We start from the raw sequence: 18,078 nt of genomic DNA, 5'->3' as shown, positions 1-18,078 counted from the left end.
CGGCGGGTTGCCGCTATTGTTCGTTGGGGTGGTTGAATGACTGCATGGGTAACTCAGTACTGTTCATCTGCTCGCGCAACGCCGGCAAATCCCAGATGGCCGCCGCGCTGATGGAGCACTTCTCCGACGGGAAGATCACCGCCTACTCCGCAGGGACCAACCCGGGCGGGGGCATCAACCCCGAATCGGTGCAGGTGATCGCCGAAACCGGGGCGGACATGTCCGCCGGAACACCCAAGGCCATCGACCCGCAGGTGGTGGCCACCGTGGACCGGGTGGTGATCCTGGGCAGCGAGGCGCAGCCGACGTTCGACTCCTCGGTGCGCACCGAACGCTGGATCCTTTCCGAACCCAGCGACGAGGGCTACACCGGGGCCGAGCGGATGCGCCGGATCCGTGACGAGATCGCCGAGCGTGTCCGCTCGCTGAGCTACGACCTGGGGCAGTAGCATCACGGCGGTGACCGCGGCCATCCGGACGCAGCGCGCCGGCTCCTGGTGGTTCCCCGGAATTTGTCTGGTGCTCACCGGCTGGTGCGCCAACCAGTACGTCTCCCTGATCGGCTGGTACCAGCAGCACCGCGAGCTGAGCGAGGTGGCCGCGTTCCTGGTGCTGGCCAGCTACGTGGTGGGTCTGCTGCCGATGCTGGTGTTCGCCGGTTCCTGGGCGGACCGGCTGGGACGCAAGCCCTTCACCCTGCTGGCGCTGATCGCCTCGATTGGGGGATCGGTGCTGCTGATGCTCGGCGCCCAGGCCGAGGTGTGGCTGCATGCCGGCCGGGTGCTGACCGGGGTGGGCATGGGCCTGGCCATGGTTGCGGCGACCAGCTGGATCAAGGAGGTCAGCCCCGGGGCCAGCGGTGCGGTGCGCGCCGGACTGTGCACGTCGCTGGGCTTCGCGGTCGGACCGGTGATCTCCGGTGCCCTGGTGGGGGCGACCTGGAACCCGGAACTGGCCTACCTGGTGCACGCGATCACGGCCGCAGCCTGGCTGGTGCTCATTGCCTTCCAACCCGGCACTCCCCGGCGGGAACCGGTGCAGCAGGCGGTGCAGGGCACCAGCGCGCAGGGCCTGAAGATCTTCAACCGCCTGGTACTGCCCATGGCCCCCTGGGTCTTTGGCCTGGCCACCAGCGGCTTCGCGGTGGTCCCGGCGCTGACCGGTAGGGGTGCCGGGGCGAGCCTGTTGTTCTCCACCATCACCGTGGCGGTCACCATGGGCCTGGGGGCCCTGATCCAGCCCTTTGCCCGGCGCTGGGACCGGCCGGGAACGGCAAGGCTGCTGGTCATTGGACTGCTGACCGCGATCACCACCTACCTGGTGATGATCCCCGTGGCGTTGACCGGTTCCACCGCCCTGGGCCTGGTGGCCTCGGTGCTGGCCGGCTGCGCGAACGGGATCCTGCTGCTGGGTGGGCTGGGCCAGGTGCTGGCGTTGGCCGGTCCCGGCGAGGTGGGCAAGCTGACTGGACGGTTTTACTCGGTGTGCTACATCGGCTTCCTGATTCCCACGCTGCTCTCACTGTGGCGGCTGTTCGCCGACCCGCTATATTTCATCCTCCTGCTGGGGGTGCTGTGCGTGCTCAGCTTGGTTTGCGTGCTCAGCAATCGGACACTGTTGGCCGGACCCAAGATGCAGCCGGTAAAATCTGGTAGTTAACCCCAACGCTCAGTAAGCTGGTGTGGCCCGCTATCACAGGTTCCCTGGGAACGAGGACTGCACTCATGAAATTCCCAGCTGGAAACCCCGACGCTGAACTTCAGCCCGAGGAGGTACTTGGTGCCGAAAATTATCGACCATGATCAGCGGCGCCTGGAAATCGTGCTGGCCACCAAAAAGCTGATCATCGACGGCGGCTTCCGGGCGGCGACCATGCGCGAGATCGCGGCGGCCGCCGGGTACGCCAATGGTGCCCTCAAACGATACTTCGAGGGCAAGGACGAGATCCTGATGGCCACCAGCCAGTACGCCACCGCGGTCCTGGTTGAGCGTCTGCAGCGCACCGTCTCCGGGCTGCAGGGGATGGACGCGGTCTCGGCGATCTTCGAGCAGACCCTGCCCGACCGGCAGGACAACAAGGAACTGGCCCGGGTGCTGCTGACCTTTTGGGAGCAGTCCATTGGCAACCTGGAACTGAGCAAGGCATTCTTGCGCAACCTCAGTCCCTGGCGCAACCTGGCCGTGATGTACCTGCATCAGGCAGTGAGCCTTGGGCAGCTGCACAGCCGGTGGGACCCGTCAACGGTGGCCGATGAGCTGCTGACGCTGACGGTGGGGGCACACGTGATGGTTCAGCTTGATGACCGGGAAGAAACAATTCAACAGCATGCCGGGCACCTGCGCCGGCGCATCAGCGAATTGCGGGCGGATGTGCCTGAAGAAGCTGCGGTGAACTAGGCCCGGCAGGGCAGCCGGAAGGCTCACGGCTACTTGGTGGCGGTGTCGTGCTTGAGCATGGCGGTGGTGCGGTAGGGGATCACGTCGCGCAGGATCATCGAGGTCGAGGTGCGGGTGATGCCCGGGCACAGCCGGATGACCTCGCTGACGCGGTAAAGGTCATCCGGGTCCTTGGCGGCCACCCGGATCAGCAGGTCGGTGTCCCCGGCCGGAGCCACACACTCCAATACCTCGGGAATCTGGCGCAGGGCCTCAATCGATTCATCCAGCCGCGCCTGATCCAGCTCGGCGCTGACCACAGCGGAGACCCCACGCCCCAGTGCGGCCGGACGAATGCGTGCAGTGTTAGGGCGCAGGGCGCCGGAGTGCGCCAGGCGCTCCAGTCGGGTCTGCACGGTTCCGCGGGCCAGGCCCAACTGCTGGGCCAACATCATGATCGGCACCCGGGGATCATTGTCCAGCGCCAGCAGGATCCGCCGGTCGGTTTCATCGAGCTGATACGTCTCCGGGATCATGGGGTCTCTCCTGCGCGGTAGCGTCAAATCGAACAATCAGGCGGGTTGCCTTCGTGAAATACTAGTCAAAATGATCAGCCATCCCCAAGCGTGTTGCACGGTATGCCCGGTAATGTGTCGGCTGCCCGGAAGGTCCTCTCGGCTAACCGAAACGCACGGTTATCCACAAAACCGCAATAAATCGAACCCAAAGACAGCTAATGGACGTAACGTGTTGGTTATGAGATTCCTACGCCTCGAAGATGTTGCCGAAGAGTTGAATGTGAAGCTGCCCCAGGTGCGTGCCCTGGTCAAAAGCGGAGAGCTGCCGGCGATCCAGATCGGTGGACGCGGGATGTGGCGGGTGGAGCGTGTGGAGCTGGAGAACTACATTCAACGGCGTTACGCGGAGGCGCGGGAGGACGTCGCCCGCGAAACCAAGTGAGAACCCTTCCGGGCACCGGGGATTGACCGGTGCCCGGTCGGGGCTACTGCTGGTCGAGATGGTGGATCAGGGCATCGTGCACAAACTGTGCCTGGCCCCCGTAGGTATCGCCAAAGCGCTGATCCGCCACGTACATTTCCGCGAGGTTGCGCACGTACCGGTGCAGGACGCTGGGGTCGTCACTCCCGTGGCCCGGGGTGCCGGGAATGCCACGCAGCCACCGCACGTGTTCTGCCGCCAGCTGCTTGGCCTCGGCCGAATCGGGGCTCAGGCCCCGTGTCCCGGCATTGGTCCACGCCGCGATCAGGGCCTTGGACTGCGCCATGAAATCTCCCCGCTCGTCTGCGGACAAGGCTTTCCACCAGCGGTCAGAAGCGGTGTAGCTCTCTTCACCCCAGCGCTCGATGACCTCCTTCCGGTATTGTTCGTTGATTCCTTCGAAGGATTCATTTAAGTCCATGCTCTCTCCTCGGTTGAGCCTTTCAATGGTTTTCTGCAGGGTTTCCAATTGCCGATCCAAGGCCGCGCGCTGTCCTTTCAATACCTCAATGTGTTCGGTGAGTGCCGCAATCTGGTCCTGCTCCTGATCCAGGATGGCGCCAATGGCTTTGAGCTCCATGCCCATGTTGCGCAGCAGCAGAATCCGTTGCAGCCGCACGATCGACGCCTGGTCGTAGAGGCGGTATCCGGCGGTGGAAACCTCAACCGGCTCAAGCAGCCCGATGTGGTCATAGTGCCGCAGGGTGCGGCTGGTGACCGACGCGGCCTTGGCGACCTGTTGGATCGAGTAGCGCTCGACTGGGCGGGAGGAATTGGCTTGCATGCCCACAACGCTAAAGGTTGACGCAACGTCAGGGTCAAGGGGGTTTCGCGTCCAATAAGATATGTCGCAAGTCACATCCACTAGCTTTTTCGGCAGAATGACCAGGAATCGGTAGGCGATTCGTCGTCGCTTGATCAGATTGATCAATGATTAATGTGCCTATTGCTCAGTCTGTCGAATGCGTATTTACTAGAACCAGAACAGGCAACCGAGGGCTACCGCCAGCGGGGCCGATGACCCACCGGAACGTGAACCAAGCATATTCATGTTCAGGGTGCAGAGGACGCTTACCAGCCGAACCGGGTCAGCAGAAACACTACAGATGGTCCGAAAGGCTTCGTGGCAGAGCGAAGCGTTTCGGACCATCTGCATGTTCAGCGGTCGCCCGTAGCTATTCCGGACGCGGCAATATTGATGCTCTTGGCCCATGTCTCCCCGGTCCTTCCCCAGCCCATCTGTCGGCCCCGCAAATCCTTGACCCGCGCGGGACTCATCGATTCGCTGGCCGCTTTTGGGAGAATTGCAGTGTGAGCCCTCGAACTACTTCACGTTTCGTCTCCGCCGTCCGCTCGGCCCTGACCGTTTGGTGGGTGCAGTGGTTGCTGGGATTAGCCGCCGTTGTGCTGGCCTTGCTTCCCTGGCTGATGGCCGAACCTGGAATCCAAGCCACAGCGGGGCAAGAGGCGGCCACGAGCCTGCTTCCCCTTGCGAGCAAGAAGTCCCACCTTCTTTTCCTCATGGGCGGCGCCTCGGCGCTGCTGACCGGCCTGGGCACCCGGCTGCTTGCCTACCGGCGTGGACGGTGCGCGGTACTCTGTGGCCTTGGACTGCTGACGGGATGGACGGCGGCCATCTACCAATCCTGGACGGTGCTTCGCACCGCGGCGCTCGACGTGGAGCAGCTGGGCGTGCATCTCGGACTGACACTGTCGATGGTGGTGTGCGTATTAGTCCTCCATGCCGGACTGTCCTTGGCGCCCTTGGGCGGGTTCTCGATAGCCCTGGCGGTGTTGAGCCTGATGCCGGGGTACTGGCTCGGCGAAGTTCTGGCAGTGGACGCGGTGCAAACACACTTGGACTTCCTCGGACCCATAATGCTGGGCATCGCCTTGGGCTACCTGGGATTTGCCCGGGGTAGTGCCCTATTGCTGTGGTGCGCCGCGCTACTGGTGCAATGGATCATGCCCGCAGTGTTGTCGGTGGCTGCCAGCTTCTCCTCGTCCGCCGAGGACCTGCGGTCCCCGAACCACCTTTGGGCCGTCGGCCGCGAGCAGCTGCTCCAGCTTCACCACGTCTATCTAGGGTTGGGCACGCTGGCCACGGCCATGCTGCTTAGCGTCATCCTCCTCTTCGTGCGCCGGGCGCGACACCGATGATTGCCGCTCATGCAAGCTGTTTGATGACCCGAGCAGGATTGCCTGCGGCCACAACCCCTGCGGGAATATCACGGGTAACCACCGCGCCGGCACCGATGACCGAGTTGTGTCCGATGCTGATTCCGGGGACGATGACGACGCCCCCGCCGAGCCAAACATTATCCCCGAGTGTGATGGGCTGCGCGGACTCGATCTTGCTGCGACGCTCTTCCGGATCCAGTGGATGAGTGGGGGTAAGCAGTTGGACGTTCGGGCCGATCTGGCAATCGGCGCCGATCTTGATGGGTGCGACGTCAAGGGCCGTGAAATTGAAGTTGATGAACGTGCCTTCACCGATGCTGATATTGCTTCCGTAATCGACTCGCAAGGGTGGGCGAATGTCGACCCCGGTTCCCAGCTCGCCGATCAGATTTTCCAGGATGCGACGTGCGCTCGCCGGATCCTCAAGGTAGGCCCGCTCATATTCGTAGGTTCGGGACAACGCTTGCTGCGATAGTTGCGCCAATTCGGCGTCCGCGATGTATGGGTCACCGGCAAGCATTCGTTCCCGATTGGAGCGGGAGTCATCGGCAAATAGCTCAGTCATGGCATCAGCATAGAAAATGGTTTCGCATCCAGGCCAAAGGCGCTGATGGAAATGCGCAGGGAAATCTGGTGAGCTGGTTGGCATGCGCATCGAAACGGATCCGCAGCAAGTTGCTGCTGCGGATGTCTACCACCTGTTGAAGAATCTCATCATTCCCCGCCCGATTGCCTGGGTGTCAACCGTGGATCAGCGCGGGACGCCGAATCTTGCGCCGCATTCCTTCTTCACGGTTGCCAGCGCGAATCCACCCATTGTTCAGTTCACCTCAGTGGGGCGAAAAGACACGCTACGGAATATTGAAGAGACAGGCCAATTCACCATTTGCTTCGCCTCTCGTCACCATGTCGAGGAAATCAACGCCAGCGCCACCGCGTTCGGGCCCGGCCGCAGCGAATTCGCGGAAATAGCTCTCGAATCCGAGCCTGGCTTCCGTGTGAAGTCCCCACGCGTGGCTGGTTCCCCTGCCGCACTTGAGTGCGAACTGGAGCAAATTATTGAGGTGGGCGATTCCTTCCTGGTGCTCGGCGAGGTCGTGCACGTTGCGGTGGATGACAACGTCTGTAATGACCAGCAGCGCCCGGATGCCCAGCTGCTGAATCCGGTGGCGCGATTGGGTGGCGCCCAGTGGTGTTCCATCGGCGACATCATGAGCATTCGCCGAATTCCGGTGGAGAAATGGGACGAACAGCGAGCCGCCGCCGACTAAGCAAGCGACAATTCTTGCCGCACCACTTGGGGACTTACTGGGCGAGCTGCACTAAACAGAAAATGTGTACTTTCTTATGACGAACCTGACATAAAATTAAGCAGCCGTGACATTTCGAATCTGCTCGTCGCCCTTCCCCGCGCCGTGCTCGAAGGGCATGCGCAATCTTTTGGAATGCTAGGCAAGACTGGCGACCGGCTGTACTGAGGCACCCGGGACGCAGAGCAGCCCCGGGTGAAAGTTGAATAGATGGCTCGCACACTACGCGGCACAGCGCTGCTGCTTGCCCTGTCCGTTGTCGTCGGTGGAGCCCTGCCCGCCGCTACGGCAGGTCCCGTCGCAGCGGCAGCGCTGGCTTCTCCTGTCGCATCTGCCAGCGTTGCCACAGCCAAGGCAACGATCAAGAAGAAGACCACTACCAACCTCAACCTGCGCCAAAAACCAACGGCCTCATCCAAGTCGCTTCTGGTGATTCCTACAGGCGTCACGCTGACCGTCCTAAAGAAGAGCGGCACCTGGGAGCAGGTGAAATATGCGTCAAAAACGGGTTGGGTCTCCGGCAAGTACCTGACTTCCACCAGCGCTCCGAAGGCTGCGGTGTATCGGTATGCGCAGTCGTATCAGGAGTTGCGGGCTTCGGCGTCGGCGAAGTCGAAGTCGCTGGGCGCGGTCACGCGTAAGACCAAGGTCCAGTACCTGGGCGCGTCTGGTTCGTGGAGCAAGGTCAAGGTCTCTGGCAAGACCGGTTTCGTGCCTTCGAATCAGTTGGGGGTGAAGGCTCCTGCGGCTTCGTACCGGTGGCTGACTTCGAAGCAGACCGGGTATAAGAGCGCCAGTACCAAGTCGAGTAAGGTCGTGAGTTTGGCGGCCGGGACGAAGGTCGAGTGGTTGCGGTCCTCGGGTTCGTGGTCGCAGGTTTCCACGGCGAAGGGCCCCGTGTGGGTTGCCTCGAAGCAGCTGTCCACCAGCGCTCCGAAGCCTCCTGCCAAGCCAACTCCGCAGGCTCCCAAGGTCATTGGACAGCGCTGGTTCGTTGACCCCACCGCCGTTCGCAAGAGTGCTTCCACGACGGCCGGCTCGCTGGGAACAATTCCTGCTGGCCAGAAGGTGGACCTGCTGCAGAGCAAGGGCAGCTGGAGCCAGGTGAAAACCTCAAAGGGAACCGGCTGGGTGCCCACCTCATCACTCATCACCACCGCCTACACCCCGGTCAGTGGACAATACCGGTGGACCACCACGAACCTGAACCTGCGGTCGGGGGCCGGCACGATGTACAAGTCGGTCGGTGTGCTGCCAACCGGGGAACGCCTGACGGTCAAGGGGACCTCCGCCGGGTGGAGCCGGGTCCAAACCAGCAAGGGAATCGGCTGGGTCAGCAGCAGCTATCTCTCCTCCAAGGCCCCGGCGGCCACTGCGCCCACGCAGCAGCCGGCCCCGCCCAAGCCGCAAGCACCCCGCCCCGAAGCCATCCAGTATCGATGGACCACCGCCAACCTGAACCTGCGCACCGGGGCTGGAACCAGCTACCCGAGCAAGGCAGTCGTTCCCCAGGCCGAAAAGGTCACCTACCTGAAGGCGGACACCGGGTGGGCGTACATCTCCAGCACCAAGGGCACCGGCTGGGTCAGTGAACGCTACCTGAGCACCTCCGGCCCGGCGACGGTGCAGCCCGACACCCGTGCCGTCATGAAAGCCGTCCAACAGCGGTTCGCTGGCTACTACACCTCCATGGGAACCCTGCGCTCCGGATCCGTGGGGCACAGCAGTGGCCGCGCGGTGGACATCATGATCCGCAACTACAAGGACCCGCAGTCCATCGCCGCCGGTAACCGAATCGCGCAGTTCTTGCTGGACAACCGCATGGAGCTGGGCGTGGAGTACCTGATCTGGCGGGACAAGATCTGGCTGCCGACCACCGGGTGGACCGAGTACTCCAAGTCCGGAAAATACGGGACCCAGTTCACCGGCAATTGGAATGACACCACCTTGCACAATGACCACGTGCACGTGGAAACCTATGGCAACGCCGCAACCGGCGGCAAGCTGGACGACAGCGCGGTGCGCTGACCCGCTGCCGTGCGTGTCGCCCCGGCAGACAAGGCCGTGCCCTTGGGGAGATGATGGTGGCAAGGCAGCTCAACGTCCAGCATCCAAGGAGGACACCGTAGTGGCGAAGGAAAGCGGCACGCCGCAGGAATCGACGCTGATTGCACAGAGCGTGCAGGACTATGTCGAGCGCAACCCTGTTAAGTCGGGCAAGTATTCGGCAAAAAGGATCTTCGCCGGTCAGACGGTGCAGATTACCGAGATCGCATTCGACGCCGGGGTGGAGCTGCCCGATCACAAGGCCCGGACCCCAATCCTGGTGCAGGTCATTGACGGGGAAGTCGACTTCACAGTGGGTGGAGAAGTCCACCGCCTGGGGGTCGGCGGCGTGATCCACCTGGAGGAGATGGTTCCCCACGCCGTCTTCGCTCCCGAACCGGCACGCATCACGGTCACCTTCCTCAACCGCTAAACGTCCTCACCCGGACGAAGGACGCCGCCGAAGTCAACGAGTGCCGTAATCCGCCCGGGAATGCGAAGATGAAGCAATGAGCGAATATACCGAACGTGTCGCCTCGGAGCTGATTCAACCCATCATCCTGCTGGTCGACAAGGAAGACCCGGCCGGCGAGGACGAAGCCATTGCCGCCGTCGCACTGGCTTCGATCGCCGCTTTCCTGCAGGATCCGGTGAACCCAGCCTGGCAGCCCTGGGCGCATGGGGCTTTCGGCAAGTCGGTGCGACGGGCGAACCCCAAGGCGTTCGCCAAGGTGCGGCAGGAGTTCCCCGAGCACGCCCTCATTGAAATTGGCGGTGCACAGGCCGCCGGGCTTGCCCCGGTTCCGGCCGATGACATGCCCAAGATCCTGGCTAAGCTGCAGGTCTCCGGCACACAGCTGCCGCAATCCGGCGGGGTGCTGGGCGGGCAAGTGGTGATCGTCCTGGACGCCTCCCTGGAGATGTCCACCGGCAAGGCCAGCGCCCAGGCCGCCCACGCCCTGTTTGCCTGGTTGCTGGAAGCCGACGAGGATATCGTGCAGCAATGGATCGCCGACGGCGCCACCCTTGGGGTGCGGCAGCTGAGCCGTGATGACTTCACCGCCAGCATGGAGCTTGCCCACGGCCCGGTGATTCATGACGCCGGACGCACCGAAATCGAACCGGGCTCGGCCACGGCCTACGTGCTGCTGGCCGGATAGCGTTGGGGCGGTAGAGCCCCACGGGGCAACGTTGGCTCTGGTTCCTTGCCGTCAGTTGTGCCAAGGTTGCACTAAGCGGCAGCGAGCGAAGGGACGCAGCAGATGGAGCACCCAGTCAACAGCGACTTGCCCCGAGGCGTAATTACGACCGGGGTCGGTCAGCTGGCCGAGACCAATCCTTTTAAGCCGGGAAGAATTTCCCCCCACACCCATTACAAGGCCGATAACTTCCGGGTGACCGAGCTGGCCTTTGACGACCAGGTGGTCCTCAGTGAGCATTCCTCGCCGCACCCGGTGATCATCCAGGTAGCCTCCGGGAGCGTTGAGCTGGAGATCGGTGGAACGGTGCATCGGTTGGCCGCCGGGGCGATGATGCATTTGGAGGCGTCCCTGGAGCATTCGGTCACCGCCCTGGAGCAGGCGCGGCTGTTGTTGATCTTCCTGTACCACTAGCTGCGGGGCACACCGGAACCTTCACGGTTCGCCGAAGGGAATCCTTGGTCACGAACTTCAGGTCAGGTGTATCAAATTTGAATGTTTGACCCCTCAAACATTACTCTGGGGGTGTGGCACACAGAGGTGCCGCATTCTGCACAATGAGAATGGAGTCGGGGTCCGCTGATGCACCTACCCGAAAGCTGGAAACGGCGGCACGCCGTGACCTGCCCAGCAGCGCTCGCGCTGGTCCTGGCCTTGCTGCTGGCAGGCTGCGCGGCGCCAGCCAGCACGGATGCCAGCGCCGAACCCGCCGCCGATTCACGCCCCACCGTGCTCACGACGTTTACCGTGCTGGCCGATATCGCACACAACGTTGCCGGTGAGCATCTGCGCGTCGAATCGATCACTAAGTTCGGGGCGGAGATCCACGGCTATGAACCTACCCCCGATGACCTGCGCCGCGCAGCCGGGGCGGATCTGATCCTGGACAACGGGCTGGGGCTCGAAGCCTGGTTTGAGCAGTTCGTTGCGGACGTCGATGCGCCGCACGTGAACGTCAGCCAGGGCATCGAACCGATTGCCATCGCGCACGGGGATGCCAGCGGCCTACCCAATCCCCATGCCTGGATGAGCCCGGTCAACGTGCAAACCTATGTGCAGAACATGGCAGAGGCGTTTGCGGCATTGGATCCGCCGCACGCCGCCGACTACCGGCAGAACGCGGCCGACTACCAGCGGGAACTGCAGCAGGTGCACGATCAGCTGCTGGCCGACGTGGCCCACCTGCCCAAGACCAAGCGGGCGCTGGTCAGCTGCGAAGGCGCGTTCTCCTACCTGGCCCGCGATGCCGGGCTGCATGAACAGTACCTGTGGGCGGTGAACTCCGAATCCCAGGCCACCCCCCGCAAGGTGGCCTCCACCATCGACTATGTGCGTGAGCACCAGGTGCCTGCGGTCTTTTGCGAATCCACGGTCTCCGATGCCGCGATGCAGCGGGTCGTTGAGTCCACCGACGCCGTCTACGGGGGAGCGCTCTATGTGGATTCGCTCTCCGAACCCGACGGTCCGGTACCCACTTACCTGGACCTGATCACCCACGACACCCGGGCGATCGCCCGGGCCCTGAATGGAAACGGAAAATGACACCAGCAATCGACGTGCGTGACGCCACCGTGCACTACGGGCCGGTGCTGGCCCTGGACTCGGCCAGCCTGCAGGTTCACCCCGGCAGCGTGTGTGCGCTGATCGGCATGAACGGCTCGGGCAAGTCCACCTTGTTCAAGACGATCATGGGCCTGATTCGCCCGGACACCGGCACCGTGCGGATCAACGGAATGGACCCGCAATTGGCGCGCAAGCGGGCCGCCATCGGTTACGTGCCGCAGAACGAGGCAGTGGACTGGGACTTTCCAATCTCCGTGCGTGAAGTGGTGATGACCGGACGCTATGGGCGGATGGGTTTCCTGCGCCGACCCAGCAAGGCCGATCACCGGGCCGTTGACACTGCCCTGGAACGCGTGGGCCTGGCCAAGCACGCGGACCGGCAAATCGGCCAGCTCTCCGGGGGTCAAAAGAAACGCACCTTCGTGGCCCGCTGCATCGCCCAGGAGGCGACCATCATGCTGCTGGACGAGCCGTTCGCCGGGGTGGACAAGCGCAGTGAGGGGACCATCACCGAACTGCTGCGTGAGATCGCCGCGGAGGGCGGCAGTGTGCTGATCTCCACCCATGACCTGCATGCCCTGCCGAACCTGGCCGATGAAGCCGTGTTGCTGATGACCCGGGTTTTGATGCACGGCAGCCCGCAGAGCGTGCTGCAACCCGAGAACCTGGCGCTGGCCTTTGGCCTGGACCCGATGAACCGAGGCGGAAAATGAATCTGATCGAACTGCTCTCCGAGCCGCTGGGCTACACCTTCATGCTGCGCGCCCTGGCCGTGACCGTGATCGCCGCGGTGCTGTGTGCGGTGCTCTCCTGCTGGCTGGTGCTGATCGGCTGGTCACTGATGGGGGATGCGGTCTCCCATGCGGTGCTGCCCGGGGTGGTGATCGCCTACATCCTTGGGGCGCCGTTCGCGCTGGGGGCGGTGGTGTTCGGGCTGCTGGCGGTGGCGCTGATCGGGGGACTGCGCGACACCAGCCGGGTGAAGGAGGACGCGGCAATCGGGATCGTGTTCACCACCCTGTTTGCGTTCGGGCTGGTGCTGATCTCCGTGACTCCCAGCCACCTGGATTTGAACCACATCCTGTTCGGCAACCTGCTGGGTGTATCCCGGGCAGACCTGTGGCAAGTGCTGGCCCTGGGGGCGGTCACCTTCGCGGTGCTGATCACCAAGCGCAAAGACTTCACGCTCTATGCCTTTGACCCCATCCACGCCCACGCGCTGGGCATGAACCCCAGGATCCTGGGAGCGGTTCTGCTTGGCCTGCTGGCCATGACCTCGGTGGTCGCGCTGCAGGCGGTGGGGGTGATCCTGGTGGTGGCCATGCTGATCATTCCCGGTGCCACCGCGTACCTGCTGACCGATCGCTTTGGACGAATGCTGGTGATCGCACCGGTGCTGGCCGCCTCAGCCGGGGTGGTGGGCGTGTACGCCAGCTACTACCTGGACGCCTCGACCGGCGGCATGGTGGTACTGGCCCAGGGCCTGATCTTCCTGGGGGTCTACCTCTTCAGCCCGAGGCAGGGGATGGTCGCCAAATCCGTGCGCGCGGCCCGGCGACGCAAGGCACTGACGGCCCGCGCCTAAGCCGCGGAGACCCACACGGCGCCGGAGGCCCGGCTGCCCAGGACCACGGTCTTGGCCTCGGGCCCGGCGCTGACCTCGATGGTGTCCGAGAACGGATCCCCACCGGTGACGTGCAGCCGGGCGCCAACCACAATGCCGTGGTCGGAGAAGTACTGCAGCAGCTGCGAATCCGCATCCGAGATCCGTTCAACCACCACGTCGCTGCCCGGGGCGGTTTCCCCCAAGGGGTGGGCGTTGGGCATGTCGATTAGTCCGTCGGCGCTGGGAATCGGGTCTCCGTGCGGGTCCCGGGTCGGGTGGCCCAACAGCTCGTCGATCCGGCTGATCATGAAATCCGAGACCGCATGCTCCAGGTGTTCGGCCTCCGCGTGGACCTGGTCCCAGCGGTACCCGAGCATTTGCACCAGGAACGTTTCAATCAGCCGGTGGCGGCGGACCATGGCCACCGCGTAGGCGCGCCCGGTCTCGGTGAGACTGACTTCTCCGTAGGGGGCGTGATCCAGCAGGTCCTGCTGACGCAGCTTGCCCAAAGCCCCGGAGACCGTGGAAAGCTTCACTCCGGCCCGTTCGGCAATCACCGTGGGCGTGACCGGCTCATCAGACCACTCCTTGAGACTGAAAATGATCTTCAGGTAGTTCTGCGCGCTATCCGAAAGCTGGGTGACTGACACGTCTTACATCATAGTCAATGCTGATTGGTGCCAGCTTGGTGGACAGGTCCAGGCGTGGCCGCACCGACGCCTTCCCATCGGCTATGCAGGGCGCTGCCCTATTCTGGACACCATGGATTCACGCCAGCCCCAAGAAGGCCTTCTGCGTCGCATCGCCCCGGAGGCGAGCCTGCTGCTGGGGGCGGGGAGGGCCATCTTGCTGCAGCTGGCCGAACCGCGCATCGGCACCGCAGTGGTGCGCCACTCGAACTTTGTCGCCGACCCGCTCTCCCGGCTGCACAATACCCTTGCCTACGTCTACGCACTGGGTGCCGGCAACGAACGGCAGCGCGAGCGCGTGGTGAACTTCGTGGACGCCGCCCACCGGCCGGTGCATGCTCCGCGTGATCCGCTGCACGGGGCCCCGGCCTACTCCGCCCGTGACCCCCGGCTACAGGTGTGGGTGGCGGCAACCCTCTACGATTCGGCGACCCTCGCCGCCCGGCTGACGCTGCCGGCCCTGGAAGCGAACGATGAGGAGGCGTTGTACCGCGAGTACGCCGTGCTGGGAAGCGCGCTGCAGATGCCCGAGGGTTTCTGGCCGGCGGACCTCGCGGAATTTGAACGCTACTTCCAGCAGATGCTGGGACAGCTGCAGGTCACCGAGGAGGTGCGCCAGGCAGCAGATGAGCTGTTCACCGGGCGCCACGCCCCCTGGTGGATTCGGGCGGTGCTGCCGCTGGTGCGGGATGTGACCATTGCCCAGCTGCCGCCGCGGGTGCGCGAACTCTACGGGTACCGGCTCACCCCCACGGTGCGTCGGCGCTACGGCGCGGTGGTTCGGGTGCTGCGTACCGCGAACCGGGTACTGCCCCGGGCGGTGCGCCATGCCCCGATGCGCTACAGTCTGCGCCGCATTGACAAGGGGCGGCTGGGCTAGCGGTCCTGCTGCGGCAGGGTGTCCAGCGGGGTGACCAGCCGCGGCAGGATCACCAGCAGGAAGATGGTCACCAGCATCAGTGAACCGCCGACCAGCGAGCCGATCTGCCAGCCGAACAGCACCTGCACCACGAACCAGACACAACCGCAGATCAGCAGGCCCACCCCGATCCCGACGACCTTGACCACGATATGCCCCAGGTGCACGGTGGTGGCCTTCACCCGCTGCCCGAACAGGTAGCGGTGGACCGCCACCGGGAAGATCATCAGCAGGATCAGCAGCACCGAGACCAGCAGCAGCACCGCATAGATCACCTGTTCGCGCGGCTCAACGATCTCGAACCGCGACTGGAAGGGCAGCACCACCAGGAACGCCGCCAGGATCTGGATGCCCGTCTGCATGACGCGCATCTCCTGCAACAGCTCATTCCACTGGCGGTGCGGCGCCTCGGGACTGTCATCGGGCATGCTTCGCCGTTTCCCCATATTCCGGACTCCTCGTGACAACAACACAGCGTGCAAGTGTCGAAAGCCTACCGCAACCGCACCGCCCGGCGGAGCGGCGTCCAGAGTGTTTCCTGCCAACGGACAAGGGTAAGCCAGTTCATTGAGCGGCCCGGGCGCTTGCGCCTAGGGTGGGGAACGTGAAGACCTTGGACCAGCAGCACGACAGCATTCACCCCACCCCGGGCGCCGACCCCGCTCCCGCACTGCCGGCGCCCGGCGCCACGGCCGGGCAGGACGGGTTCTTGCACGTGCGCGGGGCGAGTGAGAACAACCTGCAGAACGTGGAGGTGCGCATCCCGCGGGATGCGATCGTGGCGTTCACCGGGGTCTCCGGTTCGGGCAAGTCCTCGCTCGCGTTTGGCACCATCTTCGCCGAGGCCCAGCGCCGCTTCCTGGAATCCGTGGCTCCCTACGCGCGCCGGCTGATTTCCCAGGGCCACACCCCGAAGGTCGAGTACATTTCAGGTCTGCCCCCGGCGGTGGCGCTGCAGCAGCGCCGCGCCGGTTCCAGCTCCCGCTCCAGCGTGGGCACCCTGACCACCCTGTCCAATTCGGTGCGCATGCTCTTCTCCCGGGCCGGCAGCTACCCGCCGGGTGCGGCGCGCCTGGATTCGGACGCGTTCTCCCCGAACACCGCGGTCGGTGCCTGCCCGCAATGCCACGGGCTGGGCCAGGCCCACACGGTCAGCGAGGAGCTGCTGGTGCCCGACCCGTCCCTGAGCATCCGACAGGGCGCGATCGCCGCCTGGCCCGGGGCCTGGCAGGGCAAGAACCTGCGCGACGTGGCCAGCCACCTGGGTTATGACGTGGACAAGCCCTTCGGGCAGCTGGCCCGCAAGGACCGGGACTGGCTGCTGTTCACGGACGAGCAGCCGGTGGTGGAGGTGACCCCGGAACGGGACCGCATCGAAAAGCCGTACAAGGGCCGGTTCTGGAGCGCCAAACGCTATGTGCTGCATACGGTGGCCGAGTCCAAGAGTGAAACCATGCGGGCCAAGGCCCTGCGCTTCCTGAAGACCGGGCCCTGCCCGCTGTGCGGGGGCAGCGGATTCCGCCAGGAGTCCCTCGCGGTGCGCTTCGCAGAGCGCACCATTGCCGAGTTCAACGCGGCCTCGCTCACCGAGCTGGCCGAACTGCTTGATACCTATCAACCCCAGCAGCAGGCCACCGCCGCCGAGCAGCAGGTCGCCCAGACCATCGGCACGGACCTGCGCGCCCGCATCCAGGTGCTGCTGGACCTGGGGCTGGGCTACCTGAGCCTGAACAGGGCCACCCCCACCCTTTCCCCGGGGGAGATGCAGCGCCTGCGCATCGCCACCCAGTTGCGCTCGGGCCTGTTCGGAGTGATCTACGTGCTGGATGAACCCTCCGCGGGACTGCACCCGGCCGACGCGCAGCCGCTGATCCAGGTGCTCGGTTCGCTGAAGGAGGCCGGAAACTCGGTGTTCGTGGTGGAGCACAACATGGATGTGGTCGCCGCCGCCGACTGGATCGTGGATGTCGGCCCGCGGGCCGGACGCAACGGGGGACAAGTCCTCTACAGTGGCCCGGTGCCCGGGCTGAAGGAAGTTCAGTCCTCGGTGACCCGCCGCTTCCTGACCCCGCCCCCGGCCCCCGACCACCAGATACGGCAGGCCAGCGGCTGGCTGGAACTGCAGGGGGTGAACCTGCACAACCTGATGGATCTGCAGGCCCGTTTCCCGTTGGGGGTCTTCACCGCGGTGACCGGGGTGTCCGGTTCGGGCAAGTCCTCCCTGGTCTCTCACGCCCTGGCCCAATCCGTGCAGGGCAAGCTGCGCACCGCCCCCGCCAGCCCAAGGAACGCCGAGCCTTCCGAGGAAGTCACCGCACAGGTCGGTCGGGTGCTGGGCGCCGAGGCCCTGAACCGCTGCGTGGTCATGGATCAAAAACCTATTGGGCGCACCCCGCGCTCCAACCTGGCCACCTACACCGGCCTGTTCGATGCGGTGCGCAAGACGTTCGCCGACACCCAGCTGGCGCGGGAACGCGGCTACGGGGCTGGCCGGTTCTCCTTCAACGTGGCCGGCGGGCGCTGCGAAACCTGCCAGGGGGAGGGCTACCTGGAAATCGAGCTTCTCTTCCTGCCCGGCACCTACGGACCGTGTCCCACCTGCCACGGGGCCCGGTACAACCCGCAGACCCTGGAGGTGACCTACCAGCCGACGGACGGCGCGCAGCCTAAGAACATTGCCGAAGTGCTGGCGATGAGCGTGGACGAGGCCGCAGAATTCCTGCACCCAATCCCGGCCGCCGCCCGGGCGCTGGCAACCCTGCAGGAAGTGGGGCTGGGGTACCTCAGCCTGGGGCAGCCGGCCACCGAACTCTCCGGCGGGGAAGCCCAGCGCATCAAACTGGCCACCGAGCTACAACGCGCCCGGCGCGGGCACACCCTGTATCTGCTTGATGAGCCGACCACGGGTCTGCACCCGGCCGACGTGCAGCTGCTGGTGGCGCAGCTGCACCGGCTGGTGGAGCAGGGCAACACTGTGGTGGTGGTCGAACACCACCTGGACGTGGTCGCGGCCGCGGACTGGGTAATCGATCTGGGCCCTGCCGGCGGGGACGCCGGGGGACGGATCATCGCAGCGGGGACCCCGCAACAGGTGGCGGCCAACCCGGCCAGCCGCACCGGAACCTACCTGGCCGCCCGGTTCCCCGACCAGGACCGGCCCGGGACGAAGCCGCAGCCGGACGCCGGCTAG

Annotated in this window: 20 protein-coding genes; 15 read left to right on the top strand and 5 right to left on the bottom strand. The window is 64.6% G+C overall.

The features are described 5' to 3' along the window. Window positions 1-44 precede the first annotated feature (44 nt). The 3 genes from GcLGCM259_RS12320 to GcLGCM259_RS12310 all read left to right on the top strand — a co-directional run bounded on the left by GcLGCM259_RS12320 (window position 45) and on the right by GcLGCM259_RS12310 (window position 2,397). Window positions 45-449 (top strand): arsenate reductase/protein-tyrosine-phosphatase family protein, encoded by a 405-nt coding sequence (locus tag GcLGCM259_RS12320; protein ID WP_138175873.1) that lies wholly within the window; start codon window positions 45-47, stop codon window positions 447-449. Window positions 450-459: 10 nt separating this feature from the next. Continuing rightward, window positions 460-1,659, top strand: coding sequence for an MFS transporter (locus GcLGCM259_RS12315; RefSeq protein ID WP_175419422.1), 1,200 nt, complete (start codon window positions 460-462; stop codon window positions 1,657-1,659). A 120-nt stretch (window positions 1,660-1,779) separates the two neighbouring features. After that, window positions 1,780-2,397: a TetR/AcrR family transcriptional regulator gene (locus tag GcLGCM259_RS12310; RefSeq protein WP_138926771.1), complete on the top strand. Its 618-nt coding sequence runs from the start codon at window positions 1,780-1,782 to the stop codon at window positions 2,395-2,397. A gap of 29 nt (window positions 2,398-2,426) precedes the next feature. On the opposite strand, the gene GcLGCM259_RS12305 is transcribed toward GcLGCM259_RS12310, so the two are convergent. Next, window positions 2,427-2,912, bottom strand: a complete 486-nt coding sequence (locus tag GcLGCM259_RS12305) for an Lrp/AsnC family transcriptional regulator (RefSeq protein ID WP_138175877.1) — start codon at window positions 2,910-2,912, stop codon at window positions 2,427-2,429. Between the two features lie 220 nt (window positions 2,913-3,132). On the opposite strand from GcLGCM259_RS12305, the gene GcLGCM259_RS12300 reads away from it, so the two are divergent. Beyond that, a complete protein-coding gene (locus GcLGCM259_RS12300; protein WP_175419421.1) occupies window positions 3,133-3,336 on the top strand; it encodes a helix-turn-helix domain-containing protein in 204 nt (67 codons plus the stop codon). A 43-nt stretch (window positions 3,337-3,379) separates the two neighbouring features. On the opposite strand, the gene GcLGCM259_RS12295 is transcribed toward GcLGCM259_RS12300, so the two are convergent. After that, window positions 3,380-4,159 (bottom strand): MerR family transcriptional regulator, encoded by a 780-nt coding sequence (locus GcLGCM259_RS12295; protein ID WP_138926769.1) that lies wholly within the window; start codon window positions 4,157-4,159, stop codon window positions 3,380-3,382. A 527-nt stretch (window positions 4,160-4,686) separates the two neighbouring features. Between GcLGCM259_RS12295 and GcLGCM259_RS12290 the strand changes: the two genes are divergently transcribed. Beyond that, window positions 4,687-5,535, top strand: a complete 849-nt coding sequence (locus GcLGCM259_RS12290; RefSeq protein WP_138926768.1) for a hypothetical protein — start codon at window positions 4,687-4,689, stop codon at window positions 5,533-5,535. Window positions 5,536-5,542: 7 nt separating this feature from the next. Here GcLGCM259_RS12290 and GcLGCM259_RS12285 read toward each other — a convergent pair whose 3' ends face one another. Further along, window positions 5,543-6,121: a sugar O-acetyltransferase gene (locus tag GcLGCM259_RS12285; protein WP_138926767.1), complete on the bottom strand. Its 579-nt coding sequence runs from the start codon at window positions 6,119-6,121 to the stop codon at window positions 5,543-5,545. Between the two features lie 82 nt (window positions 6,122-6,203). On the opposite strand from GcLGCM259_RS12285, the gene GcLGCM259_RS12280 reads away from it, so the two are divergent. From GcLGCM259_RS12280 to GcLGCM259_RS12245, 8 genes are all read left to right on the top strand, one after another. Further along, the gene (locus GcLGCM259_RS12280) at window positions 6,204-6,827 is read left to right on the top strand and encodes a flavin reductase family protein (RefSeq protein WP_138926766.1); all 624 of its coding nucleotides are present in this window, start codon (window positions 6,204-6,206) and stop codon (window positions 6,825-6,827) included. Window positions 6,828-7,076: 249 nt separating this feature from the next. Further along, window positions 7,077-8,894 (top strand): SH3 domain-containing protein, encoded by a 1,818-nt coding sequence (locus GcLGCM259_RS12275; RefSeq protein ID WP_138926765.1) that lies wholly within the window; start codon window positions 7,077-7,079, stop codon window positions 8,892-8,894. Window positions 8,895-8,994: 100 nt separating this feature from the next. Continuing rightward, entirely contained in the window at window positions 8,995-9,345 is a 351-nt protein-coding gene (locus tag GcLGCM259_RS12270; RefSeq protein ID WP_138926764.1) for a cupin domain-containing protein, read from the top strand. A gap of 76 nt (window positions 9,346-9,421) precedes the next feature. Next, window positions 9,422-10,072: an aminoacyl-tRNA hydrolase gene (locus GcLGCM259_RS12265; protein WP_138175891.1), complete on the top strand. Its 651-nt coding sequence runs from the start codon at window positions 9,422-9,424 to the stop codon at window positions 10,070-10,072. Window positions 10,073-10,174: 102 nt separating this feature from the next. Beyond that, window positions 10,175-10,525, top strand: a complete 351-nt coding sequence (locus GcLGCM259_RS12260) for a cupin domain-containing protein (RefSeq protein ID WP_138926763.1) — start codon at window positions 10,175-10,177, stop codon at window positions 10,523-10,525. A 168-nt stretch (window positions 10,526-10,693) separates the two neighbouring features. Continuing rightward, the gene (locus GcLGCM259_RS12255; protein ID WP_138926762.1) at window positions 10,694-11,653 is read left to right on the top strand and encodes a metal ABC transporter substrate-binding protein; all 960 of its coding nucleotides are present in this window, start codon (window positions 10,694-10,696) and stop codon (window positions 11,651-11,653) included. Further along, entirely contained in the window at window positions 11,650-12,387 is a 738-nt protein-coding gene (locus GcLGCM259_RS12250) for a metal ABC transporter ATP-binding protein (protein ID WP_138175897.1), read from the top strand. Before GcLGCM259_RS12255 ends, GcLGCM259_RS12250 begins: the two co-directional genes overlap by 4 nt. After that, complete coding sequence (locus tag GcLGCM259_RS12245) at window positions 12,384-13,259, top strand: metal ABC transporter permease (protein WP_138926761.1); 876 nt, start codon at window positions 12,384-12,386, stop codon at window positions 13,257-13,259. Before GcLGCM259_RS12250 ends, GcLGCM259_RS12245 begins: the two co-directional genes overlap by 4 nt. Here the strand turns inward: GcLGCM259_RS12245 and GcLGCM259_RS12240 are convergent. Beyond that, window positions 13,256-13,930: a metal-dependent transcriptional regulator gene (locus GcLGCM259_RS12240; RefSeq protein WP_138175901.1), complete on the bottom strand. Its 675-nt coding sequence runs from the start codon at window positions 13,928-13,930 to the stop codon at window positions 13,256-13,258. The two genes, GcLGCM259_RS12245 and GcLGCM259_RS12240, sit on opposite strands and share 4 nt — an antisense overlap. Window positions 13,931-14,042: 112 nt before the next feature. On the opposite strand from GcLGCM259_RS12240, the gene GcLGCM259_RS12235 reads away from it, so the two are divergent. Next, a complete protein-coding gene (locus GcLGCM259_RS12235) occupies window positions 14,043-14,849 on the top strand; it encodes an oxygenase MpaB family protein (protein ID WP_138926760.1) in 807 nt (268 codons plus the stop codon). Here GcLGCM259_RS12235 and GcLGCM259_RS12230 read toward each other — a convergent pair. Then, on the bottom strand, window positions 14,846-15,334 hold the full coding sequence (locus GcLGCM259_RS12230) for a DUF6328 family protein (protein WP_246049574.1): 489 nt from the start codon (window positions 15,332-15,334) through the stop codon (window positions 14,846-14,848). The two genes, GcLGCM259_RS12235 and GcLGCM259_RS12230, sit on opposite strands and share 4 nt — an antisense overlap. A 224-nt stretch (window positions 15,335-15,558) precedes the next feature. Between GcLGCM259_RS12230 and uvrA the strand changes: the two genes are divergently transcribed. Then, a complete protein-coding gene (uvrA, locus tag GcLGCM259_RS12225; protein ID WP_246049889.1) occupies window positions 15,559-18,078 on the top strand; it encodes an excinuclease ABC subunit UvrA in 2,520 nt (839 codons plus the stop codon).

It is taken from the genome of Glutamicibacter creatinolyticus (assembly GCF_006094275.1).
In the GTDB taxonomy this organism is placed as follows: Bacteria; Actinomycetota; Actinomycetes; order Actinomycetales; family Micrococcaceae; genus Glutamicibacter; species Glutamicibacter creatinolyticus.
The sequence above is the reverse complement of the archived record's forward strand: the minus strand, read 5'-3'. Positions and strand labels throughout refer to the sequence as shown.